The 16336-nt window shown below is 42.0% G+C and carries 19 protein-coding genes; 12 read left to right on the top strand and 7 right to left on the bottom strand.

Annotated elements, in window-relative coordinates; all coding sequences use genetic code 11:
• From ABWO12_RS10235 to ABWO12_RS10220, 4 genes are all read right to left on the bottom strand, one after another.
• On the bottom strand, positions 1 to 1827 hold a 1827-nt coding region (locus ABWO12_RS10235), incomplete at its 3' end, for a M16 family metallopeptidase (protein ID WP_353088793.1).
• Positions 1828 to 1867: 40 nt separating this feature from the next.
• Complete coding sequence (locus ABWO12_RS10230) at positions 1868 to 2557, bottom strand: ABC transporter ATP-binding protein (RefSeq protein WP_353088792.1); 690 nt, start codon at positions 2555 to 2557, stop codon at positions 1868 to 1870.
• A gap of 84 nt (positions 2558 to 2641) precedes the next feature.
• Entirely contained in the window at positions 2642 to 3427 is a 786-nt protein-coding gene (locus tag ABWO12_RS10225) for an O-methyltransferase (RefSeq protein WP_502902928.1), read from the bottom strand.
• A 97-nt stretch (positions 3428 to 3524) separates the two neighbouring features.
• A complete protein-coding gene (locus ABWO12_RS10220) occupies positions 3525 to 5390 on the bottom strand; it encodes an ABC-F family ATP-binding cassette domain-containing protein (protein WP_353088790.1) in 1866 nt (621 codons plus the stop codon).
• Between the two features lie 88 nt (positions 5391 to 5478).
• Here ABWO12_RS10220 and ABWO12_RS10215 point away from each other — a divergent pair, with 88 nt between their 5' ends.
• The gene (locus ABWO12_RS10215; RefSeq protein WP_502902927.1) at positions 5479 to 6642 is read left to right on the top strand and encodes a glycosyltransferase family 2 protein; all 1164 of its coding nucleotides are present in this window, start codon (positions 5479 to 5481) and stop codon (positions 6640 to 6642) included.
• A gap of 84 nt (positions 6643 to 6726) precedes the next feature.
• On the top strand, positions 6727 to 8034 hold the full coding sequence (locus tag ABWO12_RS10210; RefSeq protein WP_353088789.1) for a dihydrolipoamide acetyltransferase family protein: 1308 nt from the start codon (positions 6727 to 6729) through the stop codon (positions 8032 to 8034).
• A gap of 37 nt (positions 8035 to 8071) precedes the next feature.
• Here the strand turns inward: ABWO12_RS10210 and ABWO12_RS10205 are convergent, their stop codons facing one another.
• A complete protein-coding gene (locus tag ABWO12_RS10205; protein WP_353088788.1) occupies positions 8072 to 8482 on the bottom strand; it encodes a hypothetical protein in 411 nt (136 codons plus the stop codon).
• A gap of 9 nt (positions 8483 to 8491) precedes the next feature.
• Positions 8492 to 8878 carry a hypothetical protein gene (locus tag ABWO12_RS10200; RefSeq protein WP_353088787.1) on the bottom strand — a complete coding sequence of 129 codons (387 nt, stop codon included), beginning with the start codon at positions 8876 to 8878 and terminating at the stop codon, positions 8492 to 8494.
• Between the two features lie 676 nt (positions 8879 to 9554).
• Between ABWO12_RS10200 and ABWO12_RS10195 the strand changes: the two genes are divergently transcribed.
• From ABWO12_RS10195 to ABWO12_RS10155, 9 genes are all read left to right on the top strand, one after another.
• The gene (locus ABWO12_RS10195) at positions 9555 to 10328 is read left to right on the top strand and encodes a 3'-5' exonuclease (RefSeq protein WP_073362753.1); all 774 of its coding nucleotides are present in this window, start codon (positions 9555 to 9557) and stop codon (positions 10326 to 10328) included.
• A gap of 46 nt (positions 10329 to 10374) precedes the next feature.
• Positions 10375 to 10986, top strand: coding sequence for a fumarylacetoacetate hydrolase family protein (locus ABWO12_RS10190; protein WP_353088785.1), 612 nt, complete (start codon positions 10375 to 10377; stop codon positions 10984 to 10986).
• 24 nt (positions 10987 to 11010) lie between these two features.
• Complete coding sequence (locus tag ABWO12_RS10185; protein ID WP_073362756.1) at positions 11011 to 11355, top strand: Hpt domain-containing protein; 345 nt, start codon at positions 11011 to 11013, stop codon at positions 11353 to 11355.
• A gap of 18 nt (positions 11356 to 11373) precedes the next feature.
• Positions 11374 to 12624: a CinA family nicotinamide mononucleotide deamidase-related protein gene (locus tag ABWO12_RS10180; RefSeq protein WP_353088783.1), complete on the top strand. Its 1251-nt coding sequence runs from the start codon at positions 11374 to 11376 to the stop codon at positions 12622 to 12624.
• A gap of 74 nt (positions 12625 to 12698) precedes the next feature.
• Positions 12699 to 12932: a 50S ribosomal protein L28 gene (gene rpmB, locus ABWO12_RS10175; protein WP_073362759.1), complete on the top strand. Its 234-nt coding sequence runs from the start codon at positions 12699 to 12701 to the stop codon at positions 12930 to 12932.
• A gap of 25 nt (positions 12933 to 12957) precedes the next feature.
• The gene (rpmG, locus tag ABWO12_RS10170) at positions 12958 to 13140 is read left to right on the top strand and encodes a 50S ribosomal protein L33 (protein WP_073362761.1); all 183 of its coding nucleotides are present in this window, start codon (positions 12958 to 12960) and stop codon (positions 13138 to 13140) included.
• 47 nt (positions 13141 to 13187) lie between these two features.
• Positions 13188 to 13340, top strand: coding sequence for a DUF4295 domain-containing protein (locus ABWO12_RS10165; protein WP_073362763.1), 153 nt, complete (start codon positions 13188 to 13190; stop codon positions 13338 to 13340).
• 96 nt (positions 13341 to 13436) lie between these two features.
• A complete protein-coding gene (gene ftsY, locus ABWO12_RS10160) occupies positions 13437 to 14390 on the top strand; it encodes a signal recognition particle-docking protein FtsY (protein ID WP_353088782.1) in 954 nt (317 codons plus the stop codon).
• Position 14391: 1 nt separating this feature from the next.
• Complete coding sequence (locus ABWO12_RS10155; protein WP_353088781.1) at positions 14392 to 14589, top strand: hypothetical protein; 198 nt, start codon at positions 14392 to 14394, stop codon at positions 14587 to 14589.
• Positions 14590 to 14598: 9 nt separating this feature from the next.
• Here ABWO12_RS10155 and ABWO12_RS10150 read toward each other — a convergent pair whose 3' ends face one another.
• Positions 14599 to 15681: a serine hydrolase domain-containing protein gene (locus ABWO12_RS10150; RefSeq protein WP_353088779.1), complete on the bottom strand. Its 1083-nt coding sequence runs from the start codon at positions 15679 to 15681 to the stop codon at positions 14599 to 14601.
• A 102-nt stretch (positions 15682 to 15783) separates the two neighbouring features.
• Here ABWO12_RS10150 and ABWO12_RS10145 point away from each other — a divergent pair, with 102 nt between their 5' ends.
• Positions 15784 to 16203: a lipocalin family protein gene (locus tag ABWO12_RS10145; RefSeq protein WP_353088778.1), complete on the top strand. Its 420-nt coding sequence runs from the start codon at positions 15784 to 15786 to the stop codon at positions 16201 to 16203.
• Positions 16204 to 16336 lie beyond the last annotated feature (133 nt).

Below are 16336 nucleotides of genomic sequence, written 5' to 3'. Positions count from 1 at the left end.
TTTGGTGATTTGTTCTGCGGTTTGCGTGTTAGTCCCAAGGAATTGAACGTATTGTGCTGCCAGTCCCAAGGTATTGTCGTTAAGGGTCCCGATGTTGTAACGGTAACGCAAACGGAACAACGAATTGTCTTTGTTGGGAACATACAACACTTCGGCATTGCCTATTTTGGCTTTTTGAATGTCTTTATCAAAATTCAAAAATACAGGGGTAGCTGGGGTAGCGGGCATGTCGTTCACCATTTTCACAAAAGCCGATTGCTTGTCGGGGTTGGTCGCAACGGGTGTGATTTGCGGTTTTTCAATTTTCGACGATTGTGGTGCATCGCCTTTACGTTTGAAAACGCATACATAATTGTTGCCTAAGTATTTGTTGGCAAAAGCAATAAGGTCGGCTTTCTTGATTTTCGACAGATTGTTTACATAAGCGACCTGATCTTTCCAATCCAATTCTGAGGTGAAAGCATCCATCAATGCACTCGCGCGGTCACCATAATTCTCGGATTCATTGATTTTGCTTTTCTTGATATTGTTGATGATGGAAACAATCAATTCTTCATCAAAATTTCCTTTTTTCAAGTTTTCAATTTCACCCAACACCAAGGCTTTCACCTCTTCTAGCGATTGTCCGCTGGTAGGGGAAGCCGAGAAGTATAAAACTCCATGATCGATAAGGGCATAAGTAAACGCATTGGCACGAAGCAATTTTTGCTTTTTCACCAAATTCAAATCCAATAATCCCGCACGACCATTGGTCAACACTTGTCCCACCAAATCTGCCAACAAAGCATCTTTATCTTTATTGCCAGGTAAGCGGAAGCCAATGGTCAAACTCTCTGCGTCGGGCCCTACGATTTCTTTTTCAACCGGAGCAGCAATCGGATCTTCGGGAGCGAAGGTGTATTTTTTTACAGGTTTGGATTGCATATAGCCAAACATACGGTCGATAGTGGCAATTACCGTATCGGGATTAAAATCGCCCGAAAGGATAATTCCCATATTGTTGGGAACATAATAGGTGTTGAAGTACTTGCGAATTTCAACCAACGACGGATTTTTCAAGTGTTCTACAGTGCCAATGGTGGTTTGCAATCCGTAATTATGTTTTTGAAATAAGGTCGCAAATAAGGTTTCAAATACCTTGCGGCCATCGTTGTCTAGCGAGCGGTTTTTCTCTTCATAAACGGCTTCCAATTCGGTATGGAAAATGCGCAAAATCGGGTTGCGAAAACGCTCGGCTTGCACGGTAAGGTATTTGTCGATGGCACTAGCGGGCACATCGTCGGTATAAACGGTTTGTTCAAAGGAAGTAAAAGCATTGGTTCCTTGCGCCCCCATAGCAGTCATCATTTTGTCGTATTCGTTGGCAATAGCATAGGTACTGGCAACGCCTGAAATCGAGTCGATTTTTCGGTAAATGATTTTGCGTTGGGCTTCGTCTTTTGTGGTGTTGTATTGTTCGTAAAGCGCATCAATTTTGTCGAGTTCCACTTTTTCTTTGGCCCAATCCAAACTACCGTATTTGTCGGTGCCTTTAAACAACATGTGTTCCAAGTAGTGCGCGAGTCCTGTATTGGTTGCTGGGTCGGTTTTGCTTCCGGCTTTCACCGCGACGTAGGCTTGAATGCGTGGGTCTTTGGGCGTTGGACTCAAAATAACGGTCAACCCATTTTTTAAGGTATAAAACCGCGCTTTCATCGGGTCATTGGTGACATACTTGTAGCGATAGCCAGCAGCTTCGGTCTCTTTCCATTGGTGGTCGGTTTGTTGTGCTTGGGAATGGTAAACCGCGGAGGCCAAAAAGAACAAAAACAACATTGATTTTTTCATGGATGTAAATTTGATGTGTAAAGGTATAAAAAAACCCAACTTATCGGTTGGGAGTATCACTTTCGATGATGCCGTCTCTTAAACGGATAATGCGGTGCGCATATTGTGCAATGTCTTCTTCATGGGTGACTAAAATGACGGTATTCCCAAGGGTATGAATATCATCAAATAATTTCATGATTTCTTCAGAGGTTTTACTATCCAAGTTTCCGGTGGGTTCATCGGCCAAAATAATGGAGGGTTTGTTGACTAGAGCGCGTGCTACAGCTACCCGTTGGCGTTGTCCCCCCGAGAGTTGGTTGGGCTGGTGGTCCATTCGATCGGCGAGTCCCACTTGCGTCAACACTTCTTTGGCGCGTGCATGGCGGTCGGTTTTATTGTATCCGGCATACACCATGGGTAAGGCTACATTATCAAGCGCGGTGGTTCGCGGTAAAAGGTTGAATGTTTGAAAGACAAAACCGATTTCTTTGTTGCGCACTTCAGCCAAATCGTCGTCGTGCATTTGCGAAACGTCTTTTCCGTTGAGGATATAAGTGCCTGAAGTGGGGGTGTCTAAACAGCCCAAGATATTCATCAAAGTCGATTTTCCCGAACCCGACGGACCCATCAAGGCGACGTATTCTCCTTTATTTATTTGGAGATCAATCCCTTTGAGGACATTGATGGTTTCACTTCCCAATTGGAAATCGCGTTTGATGTCGGTGATGTTAATGAGTGATTCAGCCATAATGGTATAATTCAGCATGCGGCAAAAAAGCCTGTGCTCTTATAAGTAAACTGCTTTGTAAAAATGTTACAGCGGGGAGTGAATTTAAACCCGTAAGGTGAAATGTTCTTTGGCCAAGCGTTGTTCTTTGCGAAAAAAAACGATGCCCCATTGAAACGTATCGATACTGACGGTGACGTCGGGATGGTTTTTGATGTTTTCCCAAGCTTCCTCCATACCTTTTGACCAATGAATATCGTCAAAAATCCACACAGAATCGTTGGTGGCTGTAGGCAATAATTGTTCGAAATACGCTAAAGTGGCGGCTTTCGAATGATTGCCATCAAAATAGATGAGGTCAAAGGGGGTCGTTGTTTGAAGTTTGGATAAGGCTTCCGAAAATTCAGTGGTGATGAATTCAATCGAACGCGAGGTGGGTTGCCATTTTTGCAGTTCCGATTGGGCGACGGTATGCGTGTTGCGACATCCTTCGAGGGTGGTAATCTTTGCGTTCGGATTTCCCAAATGCAGGGCTGCGGTCGCTAATCCCAACGAGGTGCCAATTTCTAGCATGGATTGGGGTTGAAAATACTGTACGAGTCGGAATAACAATTGCGCTCTTTTGGGGGAAATTCCTGCGTTTTTCGCAATGGCGTTAATCGCTCGGGTATTGGATTTGAACACGCGCGAACCCGCACCGAAGTCGGTTACGTCAATCGTGTTCGTGTTTTTTAAAAGTCGGTTTCGGTAGCTAGCTAGGTTTTCATACGCTGGGTATTTTTTTCTGTCGTAAAAACATTGGGTCACCAAATCAAATACAAACGGCGAATGGACTCCATGTTCGTTTTTGGAGTGCCATAAGAATTGTATATATGCTAAAATTTGATGCATGATTCCTCTTTTTATCCTCAAAATACTGTTCACTGCGACTGTTCACTGCGACTGCCCACTGCTACTCTCCACTGTAAACTGCGACTGCAGACTTGAATCAACCTTCCATCTTCGCCGACAATTCAAACCATCGTTCTTCTTTCTCTTCCAAGGATTTGATGATTTTTTGCAATTCCAAGGCCTTGGTTTCAATGGCATCGGGGGCTAATGTACCAGCGGTGAACTGCTGTTCAATTTGTTTTTTTTCGTATTCCAAGTCTTTGATTTCGCGCTCGATTTTCTGGAATTCTTTTTGTTCGTTGAAGGAAATTCCTTGTTTGACCTGTTTTTCTTTCCAGTTTTTGGCCGTGTTGCCGTCCGTTTTCTCCTCTTTCTCAGGAGCAGCACTGTCTTCATAGGCCCGGAAATCGGAATAGTTGCCCGGAAAATCTTCAATTTCCCCTTGCCCTCGGAATACAAAAAGATGGTCTACAATTTTGTCCATGAAATAGCGGTCGTGGGAAACGACCAATAGACAGCCAGGATAATCCAGCAAGAAATTTTCCAACACATTCAAGGTAACAATATCCAAGTCGTTGGTAGGCTCGTCGAGAATCAAAAAGTTTGGATTCTGAATCAACACGGTACACAAATACAAGCGTTTCAATTCGCCTCCACTCAATTTTTCGACAAAATCATGTTGCTTTTTGCGATCAAACAAAAAACGCTCGAGTAAACCGCCTGCCGAGATGGTTCGTCCTTTGGTCAGAGGAATGTATTCACCGTATTCTTTAATGATGTCAATGACTTTTTGTTCGGGTTTGGGGTTGATGCCACTTTGGGTGTAATAGCCAATTTTAATGGTGTCGCCGATGATTACTTTTCCGGCATCGGGTGCGAGGGTTTGCGTAATAACATTTAAAAATGTCGATTTTCCCGTTCCATTTTTACCAATAATTCCGATGCGTTCGCCCCGATTGAAGGTGTAGTCAAAGCCGTCGAGGATAACTTTATCATGGAATTTTTTCGATACTTTATGCAGCTCGACCACTTTACTGCCCATGCGCTCCATATTGATTTCCAGTTCCATCACATGTTCCTTCCGTCGGGAATGCGCTTTTTCTTTGATGACATAAAAGTCGTCGATACGCGATTTGGATTTGGTGGTTCGGGCTTTGGGTTGCCGACGCATCCAATCCAATTCTTTCACAAAAAGGTTTTTCGCCTTTTCTACCGAGGCATTTTCACTGGCGATGCGCTCTTCTTTTTTCTGCAAATAATAGGAGTAATTCCCTTTGTATTGGTAGAGTTTGCCGTTGTCGAGTTCGATGATTTCATTACACACGCGTTCCAAGAAGAAACGGTCGTGCGTCACCATAAACAGGGTCATGTTTTCTTTGGAGAAATAATTTTCCAGCCATTCAATCATCTCTAGATCGAGGTGGTTGGTGGGTTCGTCCAAAATCAATAAATCGGGACGATTGATGAGAATTATCGCGAGGGCCAAGCGCTTTTTTTGTCCTCCCGACAAACTTTTCACTTTCAGTTTTAAATCATCGAGTTTGAGTTTGAACAAAATCTGCTTGTATTGCGTTTCAAAGTCCCACGCATTATGCCGTTCCATATTTTCAAAAGCTTTTTGATAGGCCTCTTCGTCTTCGGGATTATCAAGTGCTTTTTCGTATTGTTCGATGATTTTCAGGGTGTCATTATCACTAGCAAAAATGCTTTCCTCGATGGTTAGCTCGGGTTGCAATTGCGGTTCTTGTGCCAAAAAAGCCATTTTGATGTCCTTACGCATTACGATTTGCCCCGCATCCGGAGTGTCTTCGCCGGTAATCATTTTGAGCAAGGAGGTTTTTCCGGTACCGTTTTTGGCTACAAAAGCAATTTTTTGGTCCTTATTAATTCCAAACGATAGGTTTTCAAAAAGGGTGCGCTCTCCGTAGGATTTGGCGATATTTTCAACCGATAAATAATTCAAAATTGAGGGAATTTTAAGTTCTGATTTCAAGGAACAAAAGTAACGGATTCATGGGCAATCACCAATTTTATTTCCACGTCAAATAATAATGGGCAATCCCTATCTTTGTGCCATGCAACTCTCGGTCATTATATTGAATTACAACGTTAGATACTTTTTGGAGCAATGTTTATATAGTGTTCAAAAAGCTATTGCGCCGTTGGAGGCCGAGATTATTGTGGTGGACAATGCCTCTTCCGATGCCAGTTGTGCGATGGTTCGAGAACGTTTTCCCGAAGTCAAGTTGATTGCCAATACGGAGAATTACGGTTTTCCAAAAGGGAACAACCAGGGCGTTGCTGCGGCAAAAGGGGAATACATTTGTATTTTAAATCCCGATACCGTGGTGGCTGAAGATACATTTACCAAAATTTTTTCATATTTGGCGACACATCCCGAATTGGAAGCAAATTTGGGCATTTTGGGATGCAAGTTGATCGACGGCACGGGCCATTTTTTACCCGAAAGCAAACGCGGCATTCCTAGGCCATGGGTGGCTTTTACCAAGATTTTTGGATTGTACAAAGTGTTTCCAAAATCAGCGCGATTTACACGGTATTATGCCGAGCATCTCACTGAAAATCAATCGGGAGCGGTCGATATTTTGGTCGGGGCTTTTATGGTGATGCCACGGGAGGTGTATCTCAAGTTGGGCGGCTTTGATGAAAACTGTTTTATGTATTCCGATGATATCGATTTGAGTTATATGAGTTTGAAGTCGGGACGAACAAATTATTACTTCGCGGATACTACGGTGATCCACTACAAAGGCGAGAGTACTGTTCGCGATGGGTTGTATATGAAGCGCTTTCGGGAGGCTATGCAGTTTTTTTACCAAAAACATTTTCGTCGTTCCCTAATTTTTGACGGCATGATGTATGGAGGGAGTTTTCTTTTTTCGTTATTGAAAAGTACCCAACAAAAGAAGCGCACCCTTCCCTTTCAAGAGATTATTGTTTTTACCAAACACCAGTTGCAACTCCAATCGGTTTTCACTGTGACTTATTTTAATACGTTGCATGATTTTCCCACTCGGAAGTACAAGGCTGTTCGCGTCGTTTTTGACACCCGGTCGTTCTCCTTTGAGGAGATTATAGCATTTATGCAACAACACAAGGGTTCAGGCTGTAGCTTTCGCAACTATATGCCCCACTATGAGGGTTTGATAGGAAGTGATCACGCAAACGATGTAGGTGGGGTAGAATTTTTGTGAAATTTTACACAATGAACTGTAAAGACACGTAAGAATTAGTATTTTTGCAATCCAAAATAGCAAACACAACGATATACTACGAATATGGCAAAGTTTGAATTGAAATTACCGAAAATGGGGGAGAGTGTTGCTGAGGCAACCATTACCAATTGGTTAAAAAACGTGGGCGATACCATTGCTGCTGATGAAGCGGTTTTGGAAATTGCCACAGATAAAGTGGATAGCGAAGTGCCCAGTGAAGTTTCGGGAACGCTATCTGAAATTTTATTTCAAGTCAACGATGTTGTAAAAGTAGGACAAACCATTGCCATTATCGAAACGGAAGGTGGTGCTGTTGCTGAACCCGTTGCACAAGCCGTAGCAGCTGCTCCTGTGGTTGAAGCGGTGGCCGCTGCTGTCGAAGTAGCGAAAGAAATGGCAGCTCCAGCCGATTTTTCAGGTTCGGATAAATTTTATTCTCCTTTGGTTAAAAATATTGCCAAGGAAGAAGGAATTTCTGTGGCCGAATTGGATACGATTGCCGGTTCGGGTAAAGACGGCCGTGTCACCAAAGAAGATTTGTTACACTACATCAAAAATAGAGGAAACCAACCTGTAGCTCCTGCAGCTACTACGGCTCCTGAAGCGACACTGGCTCCTGTAGCAGCTCCTGCAGCGCAAGCAGTACCTGTTTCAGTAAATGGTGCCGACGAAATTGTCGAAATGGACCGTATGCGCAAATTGATTTCAAAGTACATGGTCGAATCGGTGCAGACTTCGGCTCACGTTCAGTCGTTTATTGAGGTCGATGTGACCAATATTGTAAAATGGCGTGATAAGGTGAAAAACGAGTTTGAAAAGCGCGAAGGGGAGAAGCTTACCTTTACCCCGATATTTATGGAAGCGGTGGCTAAAGCGTTGAAAGATTTCCCCATGATGAATATATCTGTAGAAGGAGAATACATTATCAAGAAGAAAAATATCAATTTGGGAATGGCTGCAGCCTTACCCAATGGCAATTTGATTGTTCCCGTGATTAAAAATGCCGATCAGTTGAATTTGGTGGGAATGGCCAAAGCGGTGAATGATTTAGGAAACCGTGCCAAAGCGGGGAAATTAAAACCCGATGATACCCAAGGAGGAACGTATACCGTAACCAATGTGGGAACGTTTGGTTCGGTTTTTGGGACGCCGATCATCAACCAACCTCAAGTGGGCATTTTAGCTTTGGGGGCAATCCGAAAAGTGCCTGCGGTCATTGAAACGCCAGAGGGAGACTTCATTGGTATTCGTCAGAAAATGTTTTTATCACACAGTTATGATCACCGCGTAGTCGATGGTGCTTTGGGCGGAAGTTTTGTGAAGCGCGTCGCCGATTATTTGGAAGCGTGGGATAGTAACCGTACGATTTAATACAACCTATAAAACCCGACATCACGTCGGGTTTTTTTTACGCATTAGGTTTGATGGTAATCACCACAGATTCCTCAAATCGGTATTCTCCTTTCTTATAAATTTCTTTATTCGAGAGTATTACCTCATAAGTGTAAATTCCTTTGGGGAGTTCCAACAAACACTCTTTTCCGTCGTTTTGGACAACAAGTTCTTTCTTGATTTCCTCACCATCTTCTCCTTTTCCAGTAATTCGGAACGTTATTTTTTCAGTTAATTTGTTTTTAATACACACCTGCTCAAGGGTAGTTTTGGACGCGTTGGAATTTCCTTTAGCGATTTTAAAAATCGTTAATCCGTTCAACAACAATTCGCCTCCTCGAATCACCGTTTGTAAATCAGCTTGGGCTTGGGTACCCGAAAAACAAAATATCCAGAAAAAGAGTCCAATTGTACGAAATTGTAACATCCTAAAGTCTTAACCTGTTATGGATGCGATGAGCATTTTTCGTAAACGGGTAACCGTGGCTGCTACTTCAGCGCACCCCACGGTTGCAGAAGCTGTAACGGTAACACTCGCCAGACCCACAGACATGGTGACACTAACTTCAAGAGATACTTCGCATTTATCTGCATTGCGCTGCGTTTCGGTGTTGACTAGAGTACCTTCTTTAAGAATAATTTCGAGTCCTTCATCAAATTCGGCTAGGGATTTAAATTGGTAGGCTACCTTTTCGGTATTTGTTTTACTGATCAAAGAAATGGATTCCACTATCGCTTTTTCGGTCATTGTTTCTCTGTTTTGCGCTTGGGAGGGGATTCCGATGAATAGGATGGCGATAAGGCCAAAGATTAGATTTTTCATAATTTTGAATGGCTTAAAAATGAGGTCCGAAGACCGGTTTTGATTTGTTAGTTCCGTCCTTTGAAGTATAACAAATCGTCTAATTTCTTCAAAGGTTCCTTTCCATTAGGCAATGCGCGGAAACAGCACTACTGGGTCACATGTGGGGGTTAGCCACGATTTAACCGAAGTTGGACTTTAGTCATGTATTAAAAATTATTTCCAACACTTTCAGGTTTTTACGAACTTCAAGTGGAAATTATCAGATTCCCATTTCAGAAAAATGAGTTAATTTAATGTCTTCCAATCGGGTGTTGAATTGGAACATGTTTTAACGAATTAAATAAGAATATCAAAGAATTCCATTTCTACAATGAATTCATAGGATGTTTTATAATCCTTCGTCACAGCGCCTTACTTTTTCTATTTATCGCTTTCATTTGGCATATGCTTGAAATCATTTTAAAGGTGTTTATTGTTGAGGTAAAACTATCGCTTTTTTTTCAAAGGAGCTTTACACTAAAAGTGTACTATTTGTTAAAATTTACCGTCCAAAGCGCAGTAAAATGGTGATAATAATTAGGATACGGTCAGCTTATGCCCAAAAAAAAGACCGATTAGGAATGCAGTAAATTATGTTGAAATATCGATTAACGGTACACGCAATCCCGTATATTTGTCCGCTTGATTTTTTAAAATGGAATTAAAATTAAACCGACCGCTTTGTTTTTTTGATTTAGAAACAACCGGAATTGATGTGGCGCGTGACCGCATTGTTGAAATTTCAATTGTTAAGGTATATCCCAACGGGAACCAAGAAAGTCGAACGTGGTTGGTAAACCCCACAATTCCCATTCCCCCACAAGCAACGGCTGTGCATGGAATTTCCAATGAAAAAGTTGCCCAAGAGCCTACCTTTAAAGAATTAGCCCCTCAAATCCATGCGATGATCAAGGATTCCGATTTGGCCGGATACAATTCCGATCGATTTGATATTCCGTTGTTGGCCGAGGAGTTATTGCGCGCGGAGGTGGATTTTGACATGAAAAATCGGGTCGCCGTCGATGTGCAAACCATTTTCCATAAAAAAGAGGAACGTACCTTGAGTGCAGCCTATCGTTTTTATTGTAATCAAACCCTGGATAATGCCCACAGTGCTGAAGCAGATACCAAAGCAACTTTTGAAATTCTCAAAGCGCAATTGGACCGTTATCCCGATTTACCCAACGATGTTAAAGCGCTTTCAGAGTATACTACACGAAAAAAAGCGGTTGATTTTGCAGGGTTCATTGCATTGGACGATAAAGGTCGAGAGATTTTTACTTTCGGGAAGCATAAAGGTGCTCTTGTGGAAGATGTTTTTGAAAAAGAGCCCGGTTATTTTGGTTGGATTCAAGGAGCTGATTTCCCTTTGTACACCAAAAAGGTGCTTACAGGCATCAAACTCCGTAAGTTAAATACTAAATCCTAATCGCTTTCTAAGTTAAGGTAGGGTAAAACCGCTTAAAACTGTTACCATGAAAATCATTTGTATCGGAAGAAATTATGTGCAACACATTGCCGAACTTCAGAATGAGCGTCCTGAGGCCCCGGTTGTGTTTTTAAAACCGGATTCTTCGATTTTATTGAAGCAACATCCTTTTGTGATTCCCGAGTTTTCCAACGATGTGCATCATGAAGTAGAGGTTTTGGTTAAAATCAATAAAGTCGGAAAATACATCGATGTTAAAATGGCGCATCAGTACTATGACGAGATTGGATTAGGCATCGATTTTACAGCCCGCGATCTTCAAGAACAACTCAAAAAGAAGGGATTGCCTTGGGAAAAAGCTAAGGCATTTGACGGTTCAGCGGTTATTGGTGAATTTTATCCGAAATCTGATTTTGAATCGATTGAAAATATTAATTTTGAGTTACATTCCAACGGAAACGTGGTTCAAAAAGGAAATACAGCGCAGATGTTGTGGAAAATAGACGAGCAAATTGCGTATGTTTCACAGTATTTTACGTTAAAAAAAGGGGATATCTTATTTACGGGAACGCCCGAAGGTGTCGCCAAAGTTCATCCCAATGATAAATTGGAAGGATTTATAGAAGGAAAAAAAGCATTTCGAATACACATTAAATAAAGGCAAAAAAACGAATATCTAAGAATGGCAATTAATTATAACCTCGCAAAAGTATATGCATTATCGGATAATGATCCGGAGTTTGTCATGCAAATCATTACCTTGTTTGTTACTGAAGTTCCACAAGACTTGCAACAAATAGAATTGGGCATCAAAACCAAAGACCACAAATTGGCCTATGCGTATGCTCATAAAATCAAACCCACACTCGATTTGTTGGGTATGACCATGGCCCATGAAGAAATTCTACAAGTAGAAGCTTGGACCAAAGCTGAAGGAAAACGCAAAGAAATTGAAGCTACTTTTGAAAGTATTCAGGTTCAAGTTGAAAAAGCGGTTAAAGAGATAAAAAAAGATTTCGAAATTTAATCGAATATTTAGTTACTCATGAAAGCTGCCATTGTGACCATTGGAGACGAAATCCTTATTGGGCAAATCGCCGATACCAATTCAACATTTATCGCCAAGGCTTTGGATCGAATTGGGGTGCAAACAGTGGAAATGCGTTCCATAAGCGATCAACGGGAAGCGTTACTGCAAACCTTTTCGGCCTATCAGAATCAAGTCGATTTTGTAGTGATGACCGGAGGTTTGGGGCCTACCAAAGACGATATCACCAAAAAAACCTTGGCCGACTATTTTGAAGACACGTTGGTGCGCAACACCGACGTTGAACAGCATGTGGTTGCGCTCATCGAGAAAGTGCTGCAACGACCTGCTTCACAGTTGAATAAAGACCAAGCGTTGGTGCCTTCCCATGCTCAGGTGCTTTTCAATGCTGTAGGTACGGCTCCTGGTATGTGGATTCAAAAAGAGCAAACGGTATTCATTTCGATGCCTGGTGTTCCTTATGAGATGAAACATTTGATGGAACAACAAGTGATTCCCAAAATAGCCGCCGAATATCAACGTCCCTATATTCTTCATAAAACCTTATTAACCTATGGTTTGGGCGAAAGTGTTGTCGCAGAGCGCATTGAGGCTTGGGAAAATCAATTGCCCGAATACATAAAACTCGCCTATTTACCCGCTCCGGGGCGCGTACGTTTACGTCTTACAGCACGCGGAATCGATTTAAAACTATTGGAAGAAGCAGTGGCTCAAGCAGTGGCAGCGGTTACCCCGTTGATTAGCGATATTCTGGTTGGTTTTGAAGAAGACGAAACGATAGAAGTTGTTGTGGGTCGATTGTTGGCACAAAGAGGTCAAACGTTGGCAACCGCTGAAAGTTGTACGGGAGGAAAAATAGCCCAACTGCTAACATCCGTTTCAGGCGCTTCTGCCTATTTCAAAGGAAGTGTAGTATGTTATGCGACCGAAATAAAAACAAAACTTTTGGGTGTCGACCCTCAGCTGATTGCCACCCATAGTGTGGTCAGTGCCGAAGTGGCAAAAGCGATGGCTTTGGGAGTGCAAACGCAAATGCAATCAGATTATGCTTTAGCGACAACCGGTAATGCCGGGCCCCAAAAAGGAGATTCAGATGCCGAAGTGGGTACCGTATTTATTGCATTGGCTACCCCGCAAGAGGTTGTTGTTGAGCACTTTAATTTTGGTCAACCCCGTGAGAAAGTAGTAGACCGAGCCACCGTAAAAGCCTTGGAAATGCTGCAAAAAGAAATTTTAAAAAATCTCTAATATTTTTTTGTGTGTAAGGTTTCTTTTTTGTTTCTTTGCACCCTGATTTTGAATAACGATAAAAGAAAAGCATAATGTCAAGAGTTTGTGACCTTACAGGTAAGAGAGCGATGGTTGGAAACAACGTTTCTCACGCGATGAACAAAACGAAACGTAAGTTTTCTGTGAACTTAGTTAAAAAACGTTTCTACCTTGCTGAAGAAGATAGATGGGTTACCTTACGTGTAGCTGCATCAACGATTAAAACAATCAACAAAAAAGGCATTGCGGCTGTATTGAAAGATGCAAAAGCAAAAGGCTTTATTTAATCGGTAATCCTTAATATTAAAGACAATGGCAAAGAAAGGTAATAGAATCCAAGTAATCTTAGAATGTACTGAGCATAAAGAATCAGGGATGCCTGGTACGTCTCGTTATATCACGAAAAAGAACAAAAAAAATACGCCAGATCGTATGGAGTTGAAAAAATTCAACCCGATCTTAAAGCGAATGACTGTACACAAAGAAATTAAATAATTACGAGATTTTTATTGTTTTAAAAATTTCAAATACCCTTTTGAATCATGGCAAAGAAAACCGTAGCAACGTTACAAACCGCTTCAAAGAGATTAACAAAAGCCATTAAAATGGTAAAATCTCCCAAAACAGGTGCTTACACTTTCGTAGAGGCGATTATGTCTCCTGAAGAAGTTGATGAGTATTTGAAAAAGAAATAATCAGAAGCGAACCCAATATATTAAAGCTACTTTCTCTTGAAAGTGGCTTTTTTATTTATATTTGTCGAACAAAATTCACTGTAGTTGTAGTTCCTTATGAGCTTTTTTAAACGCATATTTTCCTCCGAGAAAAAAGAGACCTTAGATAAAGGTTTGGAAAAAACAAAAACAAGTTTCTTTTCCAAACTCACCAAAGCCGTTGCCGGTAAGTCTAAAGTCGATGATGAGGTGTTGGATAATTTGGAAGAAATTCTTGTTTCCTCCGATGTTGGGGTCAATACAACCCTTAAAATTATTGAGCGTATTGAAGAACGCGTAGCACAAGACAAATACCTCGGAACCGATGAATTGAATCAAATTTTACGCGAAGAAATTGCAGGTTTACTCTCCGAAACCCAATCGGGTGAAGAAACGGAGTTTGTTATACCCACTTCCTCACGACCTTACGTGATCATGGTCGTAGGGGTCAACGGCGTGGGAAAAACAACCACCATCGGAAAATTGGCCCATCAATTCAAAAAAGCAGGGCACCAAGTCGTACTCGGAGCTGCCGATACTTTTCGTGCCGCAGCTATTGATCAATTGCAAATCTGGGCCGATCGCGTGGGTGTACCCATTGTAAAACAACAAATGGGTTCTGACCCAGCTTCCGTTGCATTTGACACCTTACAATCGGCTGTCGCGCAAAAAGCAGATGTCGTCATTATCGATACCGCGGGCCGTTTACACAACAAAGTGGGCTTAATGAACGAATTGTCCAAAGTCAAAAAAGTAATGCAAAAAGTAGTCCCCGATGCCCCACACGATGTGCTTTTAGTTTTGGATGGCTCCACGGGTCAAAACGCTTTTGAACAAGCCAAACAGTTTACAGCGGCCACTGAAGTGAGTTGTCTCGCAGTCACCAAATTGGACGGAACCGCCAAAGGAGGCGTCGTCATTGGGATCTCCGATCAGTTTCAAATCCCGGTTAAGTATATCGGAGTAGGTGAAGGGATTAATGACTTACAAGTGTTTAATAAATACGAATTTGTAGATAGTTTTTTCGCGTAACATGAAGAAAGTCATTTATTGGTACCGTAATGTACCTTTCTTAATTCTAATCCTTTTAAGCTTCGGCATTGGACTCTTATCCAAACTCGTAGAAGGACATTTTACCGACATCGCCATGGGCATGCAACTCATCGCTTTCTTTTTCCTGCTTTCCGGTTTGATTCGTCTCTTTGACCGCCTTTTCTTTAAAACCAAATAAAAAATGCGCCTAAAAAAGCGCATTTATTTTTGTCCATAACGTATCATCAAAATCCGATAAAGCCATATTCACCGAATCTGCAGCCTCACCCATTCGTATCACAACCATCTTTTTACTCGGAACCACATAGATCTTTTGATCGTTTTTCCCCAAAGCACAATACATATCCGCAGGCCCATTGGGGATTATCGAACCGTTAAATTGAAATTGCGTTTGCGGCAATCGATACGTCGATTTTCCATTCAACCACCACATATAGCCATAGGCTTGATTCAAATTTTGGGACGTATTCGCTGCCTCATTAAAAAACGCTTCATTGACAACCTGTACGCCATTCCATTTCCCTTTATTCAACGCCAAAAGTCCAAATCGCGCCATATTTCGCGTGGTACTCCAATACACACTCAAATCATCACCACTCGCGATCCAAGCGCCACCAGTCATACCAATACGATCGCGAAGTTTGGTGTTAAAATACGTACTCCACGATTGACCACTCGCCGCAGCCACTACATCCTGTAATTTTACATACACATTGTGATAGGCCCAACGCGTTCCTGCATCGGCGACGTACAACAAATTTGACGGACTCACACTGTCGCCCATGCTGTCATCCAAGCCCGAATTCATCGACAACAAATTTTTGCACGTAATCAAATTCTCTTTTGCCAAAGGAGCACTCGTCCAACCTGTTCCCAAATAATCGGATACTTTATTATTAATATTGATAAGCCCCTCTTGCTGCGCAATCCCAGTGACGGCTGCCGTCAACGTTTTCCCCGCACTCGCCCAATACCAAGGCGTTGTTGCGCTGTGCCCGTTCAAATAGTACTCCATGACAATGCGGCCATTGACCAAAATCATAAACGATTTGGTGTTTTTTAAAGTCAAATAATCGACCAAAGGTTGCACTGCGGCTTGATTCCAACCCAAGGCAGCTACCGATTGCGTCTCCCACGTATTACTTCCATCACTAGGCGGAAAATACATGGTTTCCTCGGGAGGCGTTGGACTGCTATTGTCCGAATCCGAACAGGAAACGGTCAATAACAAACTGCTGAAAAGCAACGAGGCGTAGGCTATTTTTCTCATGATCAACGATTTTTAAGGTTAGAGTCTTTTTGCAGAAAAAGGTTTAATCAAAGGTACTAGAATATCGCATAAAATCGATACCTTTAGGTTTTTAGAATGACTATGAAAAGAAGCTTAATTTTAGGAGGAATGGCCGTGCTTTTGTACGCATGTTCTTCTCCCATTCCCGAAAAAGATTTGGTTAAATTAAATGGCTATTGGGAAATTACCAAAGCCGAACATCCCGAAGGAGAGCCGATAGACTACAAAGCGAGCACCACAGTCGATTATCTTCAAATCAAAGGCAAATCGGGTTTTCGTCAAAAAGTAATGCCACAACTCGATGGAACATTTCGCACCAATACGTTACAAGAAAAAATTACATTAAAGGACTCCAATGCCACCTGGTACCTGCATTATCAAACCGATTATGGACGCTGGAAAGAGGCCCTAGTTAAACTCTCCGACTCGGTACTTGTGCTTAAAAACGACGATAATATCGAATACCGTTACAAGAAATTCAAACCCTTCTCTCGAAAGTAATAATGAAACGTCAAAGCAATGAAAATTCACTTGCCGAAGTGTTAAAAGCCTTCGTACAAACGCATAAACTGGAGGCAGGACTCGATCGCGTCGATGCCGAGCACGTATGGCGCACCCTTTTGGGCAACGGAGT

Source organism: Flavobacterium sp. (assembly GCF_040379285.1).
GTDB lineage: Bacteria > Bacteroidota > Bacteroidia > Flavobacteriales > Flavobacteriaceae > Flavobacterium.
Note: the sequence above shows the minus strand (reverse complement) of the source record. Positions and strands in the feature narration are given on the sequence as shown.

What these genes read in the sequence shown, in the direction of transcription:
- ABWO12_RS10190 (WP_353088785.1), top strand. Translation starts at nt 10,375, where the DNA reads ATGAAAATCATTTGTATCGGAAGAAATTATGTGCAACACATTGCCGAA.
- rpmG (WP_073362761.1), top strand. Translation starts at nt 12,958, where the DNA reads ATGGCAAAGAAAGGTAATAGAATCCAAGTAATCTTAGAATGTACTGAG.
- ABWO12_RS10225 (WP_502902928.1), bottom strand. Translation starts at nt 3,427, where the DNA reads ATGCATCAAATTTTAGCATATATACAATTCTTATGGCACTCCAAAAAC.
- ABWO12_RS10180 (WP_353088783.1), top strand. Translation starts at nt 11,374, where the DNA reads ATGAAAGCTGCCATTGTGACCATTGGAGACGAAATCCTTATTGGGCAA.
- ABWO12_RS10150 (WP_353088779.1), bottom strand. Translation starts at nt 15,681, where the DNA reads ATGAGAAAAATAGCCTACGCCTCGTTGCTTTTCAGCAGTTTGTTATTG.
- ftsY (WP_353088782.1), top strand. Translation starts at nt 13,437, where the DNA reads ATGAGCTTTTTTAAACGCATATTTTCCTCCGAGAAAAAAGAGACCTTA.
- ABWO12_RS10185 (WP_073362756.1), top strand. Translation starts at nt 11,011, where the DNA reads ATGGCAATTAATTATAACCTCGCAAAAGTATATGCATTATCGGATAAT.
- ABWO12_RS10155 (WP_353088781.1), top strand. Translation starts at nt 14,392, where the DNA reads ATGAAGAAAGTCATTTATTGGTACCGTAATGTACCTTTCTTAATTCTA.
- ABWO12_RS10215 (WP_502902927.1), top strand. Translation starts at nt 5,479, where the DNA reads ATGGGCAATCCCTATCTTTGTGCCATGCAACTCTCGGTCATTATATTG.
- ABWO12_RS10210 (WP_353088789.1), top strand. Translation starts at nt 6,727, where the DNA reads ATGGCAAAGTTTGAATTGAAATTACCGAAAATGGGGGAGAGTGTTGCT.
- ABWO12_RS10230 (WP_353088792.1), bottom strand. Translation starts at nt 2,557, where the DNA reads ATGGCTGAATCACTCATTAACATCACCGACATCAAACGCGATTTCCAA.
- ABWO12_RS10205 (WP_353088788.1), bottom strand. Translation starts at nt 8,482, where the DNA reads ATGTTACAATTTCGTACAATTGGACTCTTTTTCTGGATATTTTGTTTT.
- ABWO12_RS10145 (WP_353088778.1), top strand. Translation starts at nt 15,784, where the DNA reads ATGAAAAGAAGCTTAATTTTAGGAGGAATGGCCGTGCTTTTGTACGCA.
- rpmB (WP_073362759.1), top strand. Translation starts at nt 12,699, where the DNA reads ATGTCAAGAGTTTGTGACCTTACAGGTAAGAGAGCGATGGTTGGAAAC.
- ABWO12_RS10200 (WP_353088787.1), bottom strand. Translation starts at nt 8,878, where the DNA reads ATGAAAAATCTAATCTTTGGCCTTATCGCCATCCTATTCATCGGAATC.
- ABWO12_RS10195 (WP_073362753.1), top strand. Translation starts at nt 9,555, where the DNA reads ATGGAATTAAAATTAAACCGACCGCTTTGTTTTTTTGATTTAGAAACA.
- ABWO12_RS10165 (WP_073362763.1), top strand. Translation starts at nt 13,188, where the DNA reads ATGGCAAAGAAAACCGTAGCAACGTTACAAACCGCTTCAAAGAGATTA.